Below are 13,199 nucleotides of genomic sequence, written 5' to 3' on the forward strand. Positions count from 1 at the left end.
GAGGGTACGTATTTATGTTTGATAACTATCTAACGTTAAAAGATGTTGATGTATCAGGAAAAAGGGTTTTTGTAAGAGTTGATTACAACGTCCCATTAGATGAATACGGCAATATTGTTGATGACGTAAGAATAAGAGAAACTATCCCTACTATAAACTACCTTTTAGACAGAAATGCAAAAATAATCCTTGCATCTCACCTCGGAAGACCAAAAGGAAAACCAGACCCTAAATACTCTTTATATCCTGTTGCAAAAAGGTTAGAAAGACTCCTTAACAAAGAAGTTAAATTTTTACCAGACTGTATTGGAAAAGATATTGAAGAAGAAATTTTCAAAATGAAAGAAAGAGATATAATCCTTTTAGAGAACCTGAGATTTCACAAAGAAGAAGAGGCTAACGATCCAGAATTTGCTAAAAAACTTGCCTCTCTATCAGAAATCTATGTAGTAGATGCATTTGGAACTTGCCACAGAAAACACGCTTCTGTTTACGGAATAAAAGATTTTATCCAGCCTGTTGTGATGGGATTCTTACTTGAAAGAGAACTTGAGTACTTTAGAAAAGCTCTTTTAAACCCTCAAAGACCTGTAGTAGCTTTCTTAGGAGGGTCTAAAGTATCATCTAAATTAGGTGTAATAGAGTTTTTAATAGATAAGGTAGATAAGATTTTTATCGGCGGAGCTATGGCTTTTACATTTATAAAAGCGATGGGATACAATGTAGGTTCATCGTTAGTTGAAGATGATATGCTTGAAAAAGCATTAGAGATTATGGAAAAAGCAAAACAAAAAGATGTAAAGTTTTACCTACCAGTAGACTTTGTCTGTGGTCAGGCTGTTTCAGACCAAACGCCAGTTGTAGAAGTAGCATGGCAGGAAATACCAAAAGGCTGGCTTGGTCTTGATATAGGACACGCTTCTGTAATCCTTATAAAAGAAATATTAAAAGATGCCCAAACTATAGTATGGAATGGACCTATGGGAGTATTTGAAATAGATAAGTTTAAAATGGGGACATTTGAGCTTGCCCATGCAATAGCAGAATCTCCTGCTTTATCTATCGCTGGAGGTGGAGATACAGATTACGCTATACACAAAGCAGGAGTGGTAGACAAAATTGGATACCTTTCCACAGGAGGAGGAGCTTTCTTAGAACTTCTTGAAGGTAAACAGCTCCCTTGTTTACAAGCTATAACAAAAAAGGAGACGTAGTTGAATAACTTCGTACAAACTGCAAAAGAAGCAGCTTTAATAGGAGGAGGAATCCTTAAAGAAAACTTTAAAAAAGTCAAAAAATCTGACGTAGAAAATAAAGGAATAAAAGATTTTGTTACTTATGTAGATAAATTATCTGAAGAAAGAATTAGAAGCTATATACTTTCAAAGTATCCAGACCACTCTTTTTTAGGAGAAGAAGACGGAAAGTTTGGAAATAGTGATTATGTATGGGTGGTAGACCCTTTAGATGGCACAAAGAATTACATCTGTGGATTTGAGATTTTTGCTGTATCTGTTGCTTTAATACATAAAGGAGATATTATAGCCGGAAGTATTTACGTACCTATACTGGACAAACTTTACTGGGCAGGAAAAAGTGAAGGTGCTTACTTAAACGGAGAAAAGATAAAAGTATCAGATAGACCTATAGAATCAGCTGTTGTTTCAACTGGATTTCCTTTTAGAGAGATAAAAGAGTTAGACAGTTATCTGTCTATGCTAAGAGAGGCAATGATAACTTTTTCAGGTGTTAGAAGACCAGGAGCGGCTGCAGTAGATTTGGCATTAGTAGCAGAAGGAGTTTTTGACGGATTTTTCGAGATGAAACTATCAATATGGGATATAGCAGCTGGAATCCTTTTGATAAAAGAAGCAGGAGGAATATGTACAAACTTTGACGGTGGAGAAGACTTTTCGTCAGGAGATATCATAGCTGGAGGAGAAAAGATTTATAAATTTCTTTTTGATATTGTCAATAAAAAAAGAGGATAGAAATGGACTATCAAAAAGAATTACAAAAAATTAGAAAAGAGATCGATAATATAGACCAAACCATATTACAACTTCTAAATAAAAGAGCTTTACTTGCAAAACAAGTAGGAGAGATAAAGAAAAAGAACAACCTTCCTATATTCGTTCCAACAAGAGAAAAAGAAATTTTTGAAAGATTAGAAAAGTTAAATACAGGACCCCTTTCAAACGATGTAATAAAACATATCTTTAGAGAGATTATATCTGCGTGTAGAAGTGTAGAAGAAAACATAAAAGTTGCTTACCTTGGACCAAAGGCTACATTTACCCATCAAGCAAGTTTAAAGTACTTTGGAAGCAGTGTTGAACACATCCCGGTTTCAACTATAAAAGATGTCTTTGAAGAGATAGCTAAGAAAAAAGTAAACTACGGCGTTGTCCCAGTTGAAAACACGATAGAAGGTGTTGTTAACTACACCCTTGATATGTTTTTAGACTATGATTTAAAGATAATCGGAGAGGTTATATTAGAAATATCCCTTCATTTAATGAGTATAAACCCAAACATAAACGAAATCCAGAGAATATACAGCCATAAGTTTGCAATAGCAGAATGTAGAGATTGGCTACAAAAGAACATGCCTAATGCCCAAATAATAGAAGTAGAAAGTACTGCAAAAGCAGCAGAGATGGCAAGAGATGACTATGAATCTGCAGCCATAGCAAGCGAATCAGCTGCAACAGTTTACGGACTTCACATCTTAGAAAGAAAGATAGATAAACATTTATACAACTATACAAGATTTTTAATCATAGGAAATGAGATACCACAACCTACAGGAAAAGACAAAACAACCTTTATCTTTTCTGTAAAAAATCAGGTAGGAGCTCTCTACAAGGCATTAGAGCCTTTCTACAAAAATCAGATAAATATGACAAAAATTGAGTCAAGACCTTCAAAAAAAGAAGCATGGGATTACATATTCTTTACAGATATAGAAGGTCATATTGAAGATGAAAAAGTTTCTAAAACATTACAAGAGCTTAAAAACAATGTTCCATTTTTTAAAGTTTTAGGCTCTTATCCTAAAGCTCAGGATGTTTAGTTTTAAACATTAAGTAAAATCCTACTAATAAAAATAAAATATCAAAAGAAAATATAAAGTAGTATGGTATATTCCCAACTGAAGCTATAGCAGATACTATTGATGTTCCGTACCAGTATAGCACTGTAGATAAAAAGCCAGCTAAGACTATAAACTTATTTTTTCTCCATATAAAACCAACTGCAAAAACAGTTAAAACAAAAGGAGATATTACAGTTGCAAGCTTTTGATAAAATTTACTCCAAAAATAAGATGCATCGTATCCATAGTTTTGGGCTATTTTTGCAACTTTATAAAGTTGAGTGATAGATACAGGTTTTTTTTCTTTAATAAGTTTTTTTATCTTATCTGGGTCAATACTTACATATACTCTCTTTTCATCAAAATTATTCACTTTTACATCTTCTATGTACTTTACAATAATCTCTCTTCCTTTAAAAAGGATTAAGCTATTTGGCTCTACTTTAAAACTTTCAGCTTCCCATCTATTAGTAGGTAAAAAGTTATCATCCATTTTTATCAGAACTATCTCTTTCCCAACTGTTTTTTCTAAATCAAAAAAATCAAAATATATAAAATTTTTTTCATCTAATTTAAGCCAAAGATTGTAAGCTATAGCCTTTTCATCCTCTAAAGGCTGATTTTTTAGCTTTTGATAAGTTTCTATATAAATTTTGTTTGATTTAGGCATTAAGAGCTCAAGATTTAAAATCTGTAAAAAAGTTATAAAAATTGAGAAAATTATTATCCTGTTAGATATGTAGTTTATAGGTATACCGTTAAGCAGTATAGGGTAGATTTCCCTTGTTTTCACAATCTCATTTACTACAACAAAAGCAGATATTATTAAAGAAATTGGAACTATGTAATAAAAATTCTCCGGGAGTTTTGCCAAAACATAAACTAATATTAAACTAAAATCCTGAACTTTTGATTTTCTAAGAATTTCTATAAGTTCAACTAAAGCAGAAACTAAAGAGAAAGCTGGGAATATTATAAAGAAGTATACTGTAAGTTTTTGATATATATATCTATCTAATATTCTCATTTGTTCTCATTAGTAAATGAGAGCTGTTAAGAAGTAATCAAGTATCAGTATTAAAACAGAAGCAACTACCACTGCTGTCGTTGTAGACCTTCCAACTCCTTCTGCTCCTCCCCTTGTGATATATCCAAAATAAGAGGTTATAGTAGTCAGTACAGCTCCAAATACTGCTGCCTTATAAAGTCCACCAAATATATCCTTTAACTCTGTGAAATCCTTTAATTTTTCCCAATACATATACTCATTTATCCCATATATGTAAACGGAGGTAAAATAACCACCTATTACACCACTTACATAAGATAAAACAGTTAACGCAGGAACCATTACTATAGCAGCGATGAGCCTTGGAGAAACAAGATAACTAAATGGATTTACAGCCATAACTTCAAGGGCATCTATCTGCTCTGTTATTCTCATAGTACCGATATTTGCTGCAATTGCAGAACCAGACCTTGCAGTTACAAGAAGAGCAACTAAAACTGGAGAAAGCTCCCTTGCCAAAGAAAGAGAAACGAGAGCACCCATCAAATACTCTGCGTTAAATTTATGAAATGTTGGATAAGTTTCAACAACCAAAACACCACCGGTAAAAAAACCTGTTAAAATTATAAGTAAAGCGGCATTAACTCCTATATCTTCCATATATTTTAGTATATGTTTTAATTTTGGAAATCTCTTAAAAGTAGCAACTATTGTTTTTATAAAAAATAAAGTTATCTCACCTGTATGTTCAACAAACTTAGTAAAAAACATTAGAAGTCTACCCCATCTTCTTCGTATTGATTTATTTCTTCAAATTCTTCTTCTACTATATTATCACTGGTTTTAGCTAAATTTTCAAATTTTGTTATTTCTTTTACGAAGGCTAAGTTTATAACTCCTGTAGGACCATTTCTCTGTTTTGCAATTATTATCTCTGCAAGTCCTTCCTCTTGAGGAGACGGATTTTTTTTATAATACTCCGGCCTATGTATAAATAAAACAAGGTCTGCATCTTGCTCTATAGAACCGCTTTCCCTAAGGTCTGCAAGTTGTGGTCTTTTATCTGCTCTCATCTCAGCCTGACGAGAAAGCTGAGCAAGAGCTATAACGGGTATTCCAAGCTCTTTTGCTAAACCTTTTAATCCTCTTGATATTTCCGCTACTTCTTGCTGCCTATTTTCTACTCTTCTGTGAGACCTTAAAAGCTGAAGGTAGTCTATTACTATTATTTTTATATCTTTTTCTTTTTTCAGTCTCCTTGCTTTTGCCTTTAAATCTAAAATAGATAAAGATGCTGTATCGTCTATATATAGAGGAGTTTTCATTAATTTGATGGCTGATTTTGTAATACTTTCTATCTCACCATCATTTAAAAACCCAGACCTTATTTTCTTTAGTGGTATTTTTGTTTCTTCACCTAATAGCCTCATAGCAATCTGTTCTTTAGACATTTCTAATGAGAAAAAAGCAGAAGGAACATTTTCTATGATAGAAAGATGGTGAAGTATTGATAATGCAAAACTTGTTTTACCCATACCGGGTCTTGCTGCTATTATTACCAAATCTCCTGGATGAAAGCCAGTTGTGAGTCTATCTAAATCATAAAATCCTGTCGGGATACCGGTTACTACCGTTTCTTTTTTTGCAAGTTCATTTATTATTCTTAAAGTTTCTTTTAATACTTCCCCAATACTGTAATAGTATATATTTTCTTTTGATTCAGTTACCTGAAATATAATACTTTCTGCTTCTTCTAAAAGGGAGTTTATATCTGTACTTGGAGATTTTGCTTTCGTTATTATTTTTTGGGCAGATTCTATTAAAGCTCTTAAAGTAGCTTTCTCTTTGAGTATATCAATTAGTTGATAAAATATCTCTGGTGGGACAGATTCTAAAGCAAGTTCTGTGAGATACTGAAGTCCACCTACTAAGTCTAAACTACCTTTTTTTTCTAAAAATTCTTTTACTAAGATAGGTTCTATAGGTTTACTTTCGTTAAATAGATGAATTACAGCGTTAAATATTTCTTTGTGTCTTTGATTAAAAAAATCGTAAGGTTTTAACTTCGTTACAGCTGTATCTACAATCTCTGGATGTATAAACAAACTACCAAGGACAGCCCTTTCCGTAACCTCATCGTAAGGTAAGATAGGGCTGTCATTATTGGTAGCCATGATTATTCGGGTTGAACGTGAATTCTTATAGTGGCAGAAACTTCTGGATGAAGTTTAATTTGAACGTTGTAACTACCAAGGTTTCTTATAGGACTTCTAAGCATTATCTTTTTCTTATCTACTTCTAAGCCTTTTTCTGCTAACTTTTCAGCAATCTCGTTAGTTCCAACCGATCCGTACATTTTTCCAGTAACACCTATTGGTTTTTTTATTTCTATCTCTACACCATCTAATTTTTTAGCAAGTTCTAAAGCTTTTTCTTTTTCTCTCTGGAGTTTTCTTGCCTTATGATTTAGTATTTCTTGAACGTGTTTTACATACTGGTCATTTGCCGGATAAGCTAATCCTCTTGGTATAAGGTAGTTTCTTGCAAAGCCATCCTTTACTTCTATGATATCACCAAGAGTTCCCCAACCTTCTACATCTTTAGTTAAGATAACCTTCATCTTCTAACCTCCTTACACTATCACATAAGGTATTAAAGCAAGCTGTCTTGCTTTTTTGATTTCAACAGATAACTTTCTTTGATGTTTTGCACAGGTTCCGGATATTCTTCTTGGAACAATTTTACCTCTTTCTGATATAAACTCTTTCAGCATTTCAACATCTTTGTAATTTGGTTCTTTCTTTTCTGCACAGAACTTGCAGTACTTTTTTCTTTTTTGGAAAAATGGTTTGTTTTGTTGAACGTTTGCCATATTTAAATACCTCCTTTTTCAAAAATTAAAATGGTACGTCTTCATCAGAGTTTAAGTCTGTAGGCTCTACAAACTCATTATCTTCATAAGAAGACTTTTGATTTGAATCGCCTTGAGTAGGTCTTGAAAGTAAAGATACCTTCTCAGCTACTATCTTAATCTTAGACCTTTTTTCTCCTGCTTGATTTTCCCACTTGTCCTGTCTTAAGGAACCTTCTAAAAAGATCTGGTTTCCTCTGGATAACTGTTTTCCAAGTCTTTCTGCTAACGATCCAAAAGTTTCGATATCAAAAAAATATGTTTCCTCTTGCCAGTTTCCACCTTTATCTTTAAATCTTCTATTAACAGCTAAAGAAAAGCTGGTTATTTGCATTCCACTCGGAAGGTACCTTATTTCAGGGTCTCTTGTTAACCTACCTATTAGCAAAACTTTATTAAGCATAATTATGCTACCTCTTTTTTATCCTCTTTAACTTGGATTTTCATGTTTAAAAATCTTATGACTTCTTCAGTGATTCTTAAGTTATACTCAAGGATTCCAGCAAGTTTACTGTTGTCTGTTTTGTAGTTAATCAAGTAATAGTACCCAGAATTAAACTTTTGAATAGGGTAAGCAAGGTTTCTTCTGCCCCACTTTTCTAAGTTGTAAATCTCTCCCTGATTTTCTTTAATCAGGTTTTGGATTGCTTCTACTCTAGCGTTCAACTCTTCTTCTGAAAGAGTTGGTTTCAAAACGCACACAAGCTCATAATGTCTCATACACATACCTCCTTCTGGATGATTTTTATAAAATCAGCCTTCCCGTTTTACGGAAAAGCAAGGCTTAAATTACGCTCTTATTACAGCTGTTCATAGATTTTTCTATTCCATATTTTAACACATTTAATATACATTCAGTAGCAGCAGTTATAACTTTATCTACTATAAACTTTTCTTCTTTTGTAAAAGGGGATAGAACGTAATCAGATACTTCTTCTTTTTTAGCTGGTCTTCCTATTCCTATTCTCAACCTTGGGAATTCTTCCGTTTTTATCATACTTATAATAGATTTTAACCCGTTATGCCCGCCGCTTGAACCTTTTGTTCTTACCTTTATAGTACCTAAATTCAAATCAAGGTCATCGTAAACTACAAGTATTTCATTTGGTTTTAAATTGTAATCCTCTAATATGTTTAAAACAGCATTTCCACTTAAATTCATATACGTTTGAGGCTTTGCAACTATAACATCATAATCTGGACATTCGTATATGTGAGAAAATGCTTTTTCTTTATATTTGTTATTGCATTTTAAGACTTTTGCCATAGCGTCGGCAACCATAAAACCGACGTTATGGCGTGTATCTTTATACTTTTGTCCTGGATTTCCAAGTCCTATAACAGCTTTAATCAATTAAGCAGATGCCCCTTCTGTAGTTTCCTCGGCTACTTCTTCTTCAGGCTCAGCCACTACAGCTAAAACTTCTTCTCCATGAGTCATTATTTTAACGCCTTCTGGAGGAGTTATATCTCTAACGTGTAAAACATTTCCTAAATCAAGGTTTGATACATCTACAACTATTTTTTCTGGAATATTCTTAGGTTCTGTCCTAACAACTATAGAGTGTAGATGAGCTTCAAATATTCCACCTTTTTCTACACCTTTTGCTTTACCTACAAACTCTACAGGAACTTCTATATCAAACTCAACTCCGGAAGTGACTTCATAAAGGTCAACGTGAATAGGTTCGTCTCCTAAGTAGTTGTACTGGATATCTTTTAATACACATAATTTTGGTTCTGGGTCTCCTTCTACTAAAAGGTTAATGAGAAAGTTTCCGTGAGGTCTGCTTAAAAGTGCTTTTTTCTGTATATATACAGACAAGTTAGGGTGCCCTTTTCCGTAAACTTCTGCAGGTATTAACCCTTTCATTCTGTTTTGTTTAACTTCTGATTTTGTTCCTTTTTTTCTTGGTAATGCCTTCCATTCTATCGTTTGAATCATCTAAACATCCTCCTTAAGTTAAATTTAAACGAAAAAACATTATAACATATTTTAAATTTTTTTGGAAAGTATGTTATAATTATCTCTTACAAATTTTTGAAGGAGGAAATCAATGGCAAAAGTTAAGATGAAAACAAATAGAACTGCTGCAAAAAGATTAAAATTTACAGCAAAAGGAAAGATTAAGTACACAAAAGGTGGCGTTTCTCACTATAATACTAAAAAATCATCTAAAAGAAAAAGACAAGGAAGAAAACCACAATACGCTCCAGAATGTATAGAGCATAAACTTAAAGCACTTTTACCTAATAACTAAACAGGAGGTCATTAAAAATGAGAGTAAAAGGACCATCTTCAAAGAAACATAAAAAGAAGATCTTAAAGCTGGCTAAAGGCTACTACGGACAAAAACATAGGTCTTACAGAAGAGCCAAAGAACAAGTAATGCACTCTCTTGCTTACGCTTACAGAGACAGAAGACAGAAGAAAAGACAGTTTAGATCTTTATGGATTACAAGAATAAATGCAGCTGCAAGATTAAATGGGATCAGCTACAGCCAATTGATTAACGGTCTGAAAAAGGCAGGAATAGAACTTGATAGAAAAATTCTTGCAGACATGGCTGTAAACGATATGCCAGCTTTTGCTAAATTAGTAGAAACTGCGAAATCTGCTTTGGCAGCTTAATTTATGGATATAAAAGCTCAGCTTCTTAGTCTTAAAGAAGAAGTTTTAAAAGAGATGGAAGGGGTTAAAGACCCTTCTTCCTTAAATGATATTAGAGTAAAGTACTTAGGTAAAAAAGGAGTAATTACATCTATATTAAAAACCTTAGGTACTTTACCACCTGAAGAGAGAAAAGAGATAGGACAGCTTGCAAACTCTATAAAAGAGTTTTTAGAAGAAAAAATAAGAGAGTACGAAGAAAGTTTTAAAAAGAAAGCGTTAGAAGAATCTCTAAAAAAAGAAAAGATAGACGTATCTTTACCACCAAACTGGTTTGAAATTGGAAGTCCTCATCCTGTTTTACAAACACTAAAAGAGATTACAGATATATTTCTGTATATGGGATTTTCTGTTGAATCTGGACCCGAAGTTGAAGATGAAAACTATAACTTTACTATGTTAAACATACCAGAAAATCATCCTGCAAGGGATATGCAGGACACTTTTTATTTAAACAACGGTATGATTCTTAGAACTCATACATCTCCCGTTCAGATAAGAACTATGTTAAAAAAGAAACCACCTATTGCCGTAGTTGCTCCTGGTAGAGTTTACAGAAAGGATTTAGACCCTACCCACTCTCCTATGTTCCACCAGATAGAAGGACTTGTAGTTGACAAAGATATTACCTTTAGGCAGTTAAAAGGTGTTTTAAAGATATTTTTAGAGTCAGTATTTGGTAAAAACATTCCTATAAGGTTTAGACCAAGCTACTTTCCATTTACAGAGCCTTCGGCTGAGGTTGACATTGGTTGTACCGTTTGTGGTGGGAAAGGTTGTAAAGTTTGTAAAAATACTGGATGGCTTGAAATACTTGGCTGTGGTATGGTAGACCCTAACGTATTTACCGCCTGTGGTATAGACCCTAACGTTTATTCAGGTTTTGCGTTTGGACTTGGAATAGAGAGAATCACTATGCTAAAGTATCAAATAACCGACATCAGACTACTTTTTAACAACGACATGAGGTTTAACTCTCAGTTTAAGGGGATAGGATGAAGATTCCTTACTCGTGGATTAAAGAGTTTGTTGATATTGATATTCCAGCCGAAGAAGTTGCAGAGAAATTAAATCTTATAGGTATAGAAACAAACGTTTATAAGTTTGGTAATTACATTCCTAACATAATCACAGTAAAAGTCTTATCAGTAGAAAAACATCCAGAAAAAGACAAACTCTTTGTGTGTAAAGTAAGTAATGGACAAAAAGAGTATCAGGTTATAACAGGAGCTGACAACGTAAAAGCTGGTAATGTTGCAATTCTTGCAAAGGTAGGGGCTAACATCTTAGGTAAAGAGATAAAGCTTGTTAACTTTGGTTCTTTCACCTCAGAAGGAATGCTTTTATCCCTTGAAGAACTTGGGTTGGAAGAGAAATCTGACGGTTTATTTTTGTTAGATGAAGATACACCTGTTGGAGTAGATGCAAATGAGATTTTAGACCTTGGCAAAGATGATATTTTTGAAGTAGAAATCACTCCAAACAGAGGAGACGTTTTAAGCGTTAGAGGTTTAAGCAGGGAAATAGCAGCTGCATTTGGTTTAAAAAGAAAAGATTACTATCCACAACTTTCTACTGTAGGAGATTATGTAAAAATAAACATTCAAACGGATAAAGTCTTAAGGTACAAAGCTACTGTTATAAAAGGTATAAAAATAAGACAATCTCCATTATCTATCAGATTAAAACTTATAAAATCTGGAATATCTGTTATAAACAACATCGTAGACATTACAAACTACATTCTTCTTCAAGAAGGTCAACCTCTCCACGCCTTTGATTTAGACAGAATTGAAGGTAAAATTACAGTTAGAAATGCTTTTGAAGGAGAAAAGATAATAACCTTAGATGGTCAAGAAAGAGTTTTAACATTTGGGGATATAGTTATAGCTGACGATAAAAAAGCTCTTGCAATTGCAGGAGTAATAGGTGGAGAAAACAGTAAAATAGATGAAAACACACAAAACATCCTTTTAGAAGCTGCTGTATTTGACCCTATAAGCGTAAGAAAAACAGCTAAAAGACTCTCTATCCTTACAGACTCTTCCTATAGGTTTGAAAGAGGTGTAGACGTAGAAAACTGCTCTACAGCTTCTGACAAGGCAATTTCTTTAATCCTTTCTTTATCAGGTGGAGAAGTTAGAGCTGTAAAAGATTTATACCTAAAACCTTATCAGCCTAAAACTATAGTCCTAAGACCATCTTTTATAGAAAAAGTGTTAGGTAGCAAAATAGAGTCTGAAACTGTTGAAAAAATACTAACAGGGTTAGAGATACCAGTAGAAAAACATGGAGAAGATTTTAAAGTTTACATTCCTTCTTTTAGAACTTACGATTTAGAAAGGGAGATAGATTTAGTTGAAGAAGTTGCAAGGATTTACGGATACGATAACTTTAAAGAAGACTATCTTAAAATCTTTACTAAAACCTTTAACAGACCTAAAGATTACGAATTTGACACTAAAGTACGCCAGTTTTTCTTAGACAACGGTTTTACAGAAGTTCTTAACTACACCTTTACATCTCCAGATTTTTATACCACTTTATCTTTGCCAGTTCCTAAGATACAGATTTTAAACTACATTTTAAAATCTCAAAGTGTAATGAGAGACACTATTATAGTTAGCCTAATTCAAAACCAGATTGAAAACTTAAGATTTGGTAGAAAAGACCTCTCTATTTTTGAAATATCATCTACATTTTTTGAAGACCACGAATCAATAAACGTAGCAGGGCTTGTAAGTGGTAAATTGGTAGATGGTTATAACTATACTTCACCTGTAAGAAGCTTCAGGACAGACAGAGATTGGGATTTCTTATCGTTAAAAGGTGTTGTAAACAATCTTCTAAATTCCCTTGGTTTAGAGTACTCCATTTCAGATGAAAATTTACCTGTATTTTTACATCCTTACGAATCAGCTAATATAGTCATTAACGGCTTTATAGTTGGTTATGTTGGAAAAATCCATCCTCAAATTGCAGCAGAGTTTGAGATTCCAAAAAACACTTTTGTTTTTGAGTTAAAACTAAAGTACGTTCCAAGAGAGATTAAAGAAAATCCAGTAAAGGAAGGATACATCTATACCTACTATCTAAATAAAAGACCTGTTATTTATAAAGAGATTCCGAAACATCCACCTGTTAAAAGAGACCTTGCTTTTGTAGTAGACGTAAATGTAAAAGTTGGAAGTTTAATAGAAGATTTAAAGAACTCTTCAAATCTTATTAAGAATGTTAAACTTTTTGACGTTTACTTCTTATCTGAATGTCTTAAGAGTGTTGCGGTATCTGTTGAGTTTTTAAATCCTGATAAAAGCTTATCAGATGAAGAGGTAAATGTAGAAGTTGAAGAAATTTTAAACAAACTTAAATTAATTTATCCTGACATTGAATTAAGGAAGTAGTCAGGAGCTGAAAAAGTGATAAAAGATTTTTATATAGATTTAGAAATAATTAAGGCTTTCCTGCGGGGTACGACTGGGATGGTTTAAAAATTTTCTGGGCTATATAC

16 protein-coding genes are annotated in these 13,199 nt (G+C 33.1%); 7 read left to right on the forward strand and 9 right to left on the reverse strand.

Translation table 11 applies throughout. From position 1 onward, the window contains the following. Positions 1-14 precede the first annotated feature (14 nt). Genes Q385_RS0102690 through pheA form a run of 3 tightly spaced genes read left to right on the forward strand, consistent with a single transcriptional unit; the run spans position 15 to position 3,076 of the window. Positions 15-1,214, forward strand: coding sequence for a phosphoglycerate kinase (locus Q385_RS0102690; RefSeq protein ID WP_028950186.1), 1,200 nt, complete (start codon positions 15-17; stop codon positions 1,212-1,214). Then, on the forward strand, positions 1,215-1,991 hold the full coding sequence (locus Q385_RS0102695) for an inositol monophosphatase family protein (protein WP_028950187.1): 777 nt from the start codon (positions 1,215-1,217) through the stop codon (positions 1,989-1,991). 2 nt (positions 1,992-1,993) lie between these two features. Beyond that, positions 1,994-3,076: a prephenate dehydratase gene (pheA, locus tag Q385_RS0102700; protein WP_028950188.1), complete on the forward strand. Its 1,083-nt coding sequence runs from the start codon at positions 1,994-1,996 to the stop codon at positions 3,074-3,076. Here pheA and Q385_RS0102705 read toward each other — a convergent pair. The 9 genes from Q385_RS0102705 to Q385_RS0102745 form a co-directional block, all read right to left on the reverse strand. Beyond that, positions 3,057-4,124: an LptF/LptG family permease gene (locus Q385_RS0102705; protein WP_028950189.1), complete on the reverse strand. Its 1,068-nt coding sequence runs from the start codon at positions 4,122-4,124 to the stop codon at positions 3,057-3,059. The two genes, pheA and Q385_RS0102705, sit on opposite strands and share 20 nt — an antisense overlap. A 9-nt stretch (positions 4,125-4,133) precedes the next feature. Then, on the reverse strand, positions 4,134-4,877 hold the full coding sequence (locus Q385_RS0102710; RefSeq protein WP_028950190.1) for an MlaE family ABC transporter permease: 744 nt from the start codon (positions 4,875-4,877) through the stop codon (positions 4,134-4,136). Continuing rightward, positions 4,877-6,280: a replicative DNA helicase gene (gene dnaB / locus Q385_RS0102715; RefSeq protein ID WP_028950191.1), complete on the reverse strand. Its 1,404-nt coding sequence runs from the start codon at positions 6,278-6,280 to the stop codon at positions 4,877-4,879. Before dnaB ends, Q385_RS0102710 begins: the two co-directional genes overlap by 1 nt. Before the next feature lie 2 nt (positions 6,281-6,282). Beyond that, on the reverse strand, positions 6,283-6,726 hold the full coding sequence (rplI, locus tag Q385_RS0102720) for a 50S ribosomal protein L9 (protein WP_028950192.1): 444 nt from the start codon (positions 6,724-6,726) through the stop codon (positions 6,283-6,285). 12 nt (positions 6,727-6,738) lie between these two features. Beyond that, positions 6,739-6,978, reverse strand: coding sequence for a 30S ribosomal protein S18 (rpsR, locus tag Q385_RS0102725; RefSeq protein ID WP_028950193.1), 240 nt, complete (start codon positions 6,976-6,978; stop codon positions 6,739-6,741). Between the two features lie 25 nt (positions 6,979-7,003). Further along, positions 7,004-7,420, reverse strand: a complete 417-nt coding sequence (locus tag Q385_RS0102730; protein ID WP_028950194.1) for a single-stranded DNA-binding protein — start codon at positions 7,418-7,420, stop codon at positions 7,004-7,006. Between the two features lie 2 nt (positions 7,421-7,422). Next, positions 7,423-7,737, reverse strand: a complete 315-nt coding sequence (gene rpsF, locus Q385_RS0102735; protein ID WP_028950195.1) for a 30S ribosomal protein S6 — start codon at positions 7,735-7,737, stop codon at positions 7,423-7,425. A 64-nt stretch (positions 7,738-7,801) separates the two neighbouring features. After that, entirely contained in the window at positions 7,802-8,371 is a 570-nt protein-coding gene (pth, locus tag Q385_RS0102740) for an aminoacyl-tRNA hydrolase (protein ID WP_028950196.1), read from the reverse strand. Next, positions 8,372-8,959, reverse strand: coding sequence for a 50S ribosomal protein L25/general stress protein Ctc (locus tag Q385_RS0102745; protein WP_028950197.1), 588 nt, complete (start codon positions 8,957-8,959; stop codon positions 8,372-8,374). A 115-nt stretch (positions 8,960-9,074) separates the two neighbouring features. Between Q385_RS0102745 and rpmI the strand changes: the two genes are divergently transcribed. From rpmI to pheT, 4 genes are read left to right on the forward strand one after another with little or no spacing between them, the layout of a single operon-like run. Beyond that, positions 9,075-9,278, forward strand: a complete 204-nt coding sequence (gene rpmI, locus Q385_RS0102750; RefSeq protein WP_028950198.1) for a 50S ribosomal protein L35 — start codon at positions 9,075-9,077, stop codon at positions 9,276-9,278. A 17-nt stretch (positions 9,279-9,295) separates the two neighbouring features. Next, positions 9,296-9,649 (forward strand): 50S ribosomal protein L20, encoded by a 354-nt coding sequence (rplT, locus tag Q385_RS0102755; protein ID WP_028950199.1) that lies wholly within the window; start codon positions 9,296-9,298, stop codon positions 9,647-9,649. 3 nt (positions 9,650-9,652) lie between these two features. Next, on the forward strand, positions 9,653-10,687 hold the full coding sequence (gene pheS, locus Q385_RS0102760) for a phenylalanine--tRNA ligase subunit alpha (protein WP_028950200.1): 1,035 nt from the start codon (positions 9,653-9,655) through the stop codon (positions 10,685-10,687). Beyond that, positions 10,684-13,092, forward strand: a complete 2,409-nt coding sequence (gene pheT, locus Q385_RS0102765; RefSeq protein WP_028950201.1) for a phenylalanine--tRNA ligase subunit beta — start codon at positions 10,684-10,686, stop codon at positions 13,090-13,092. The genes pheS and pheT overlap by 4 nt, the downstream gene beginning before the upstream one ends. Positions 13,093-13,199 lie beyond the last annotated feature (107 nt).

It is taken from the genome of Sulfurihydrogenibium subterraneum DSM 15120 (genome assembly GCF_000619805.1).
GTDB lineage: Bacteria > Aquificota > Aquificia > Aquificales > Hydrogenothermaceae > Sulfurihydrogenibium > Sulfurihydrogenibium subterraneum.

Excerpts from the sequence above, each read along its gene's own strand:
- Q385_RS0102690 (WP_028950186.1), top strand. The coding sequence starts at position 15 with ATGTTTGATAACTATCTAACGTTAAAAGATGTTGATGTATCAGGAAAA.
- pheA (WP_028950188.1), top strand. The coding sequence starts at position 1,994 with ATGGACTATCAAAAAGAATTACAAAAAATTAGAAAAGAGATCGATAAT.
- Q385_RS0102705 (WP_028950189.1), bottom strand. The coding sequence starts at position 4,124 with ATGAGAATATTAGATAGATATATATATCAAAAACTTACAGTATACTTC.
- Q385_RS0102710 (WP_028950190.1), bottom strand. The coding sequence starts at position 4,877 with ATGTTTTTTACTAAGTTTGTTGAACATACAGGTGAGATAACTTTATTT.
- dnaB (WP_028950191.1), bottom strand. The coding sequence starts at position 6,280 with ATGGCTACCAATAATGACAGCCCTATCTTACCTTACGATGAGGTTACG.
- rplI (WP_028950192.1), bottom strand. The coding sequence starts at position 6,726 with ATGAAGGTTATCTTAACTAAAGATGTAGAAGGTTGGGGAACTCTTGGT.
- rpsR (WP_028950193.1), bottom strand. The coding sequence starts at position 6,978 with ATGGCAAACGTTCAACAAAACAAACCATTTTTCCAAAAAAGAAAAAAG.
- Q385_RS0102730 (WP_028950194.1), bottom strand. The coding sequence starts at position 7,420 with ATGCTTAATAAAGTTTTGCTAATAGGTAGGTTAACAAGAGACCCTGAA.
- rpsF (WP_028950195.1), bottom strand. The coding sequence starts at position 7,737 with ATGAGACATTATGAGCTTGTGTGCGTTTTGAAACCAACTCTTTCAGAA.
- rpmI (WP_028950198.1), top strand. The coding sequence starts at position 9,075 with ATGGCAAAAGTTAAGATGAAAACAAATAGAACTGCTGCAAAAAGATTA.
- rplT (WP_028950199.1), top strand. The coding sequence starts at position 9,296 with ATGAGAGTAAAAGGACCATCTTCAAAGAAACATAAAAAGAAGATCTTA.
- pheS (WP_028950200.1), top strand. The coding sequence starts at position 9,653 with ATGGATATAAAAGCTCAGCTTCTTAGTCTTAAAGAAGAAGTTTTAAAA.
- pheT (WP_028950201.1), top strand. The coding sequence starts at position 10,684 with ATGAAGATTCCTTACTCGTGGATTAAAGAGTTTGTTGATATTGATATT.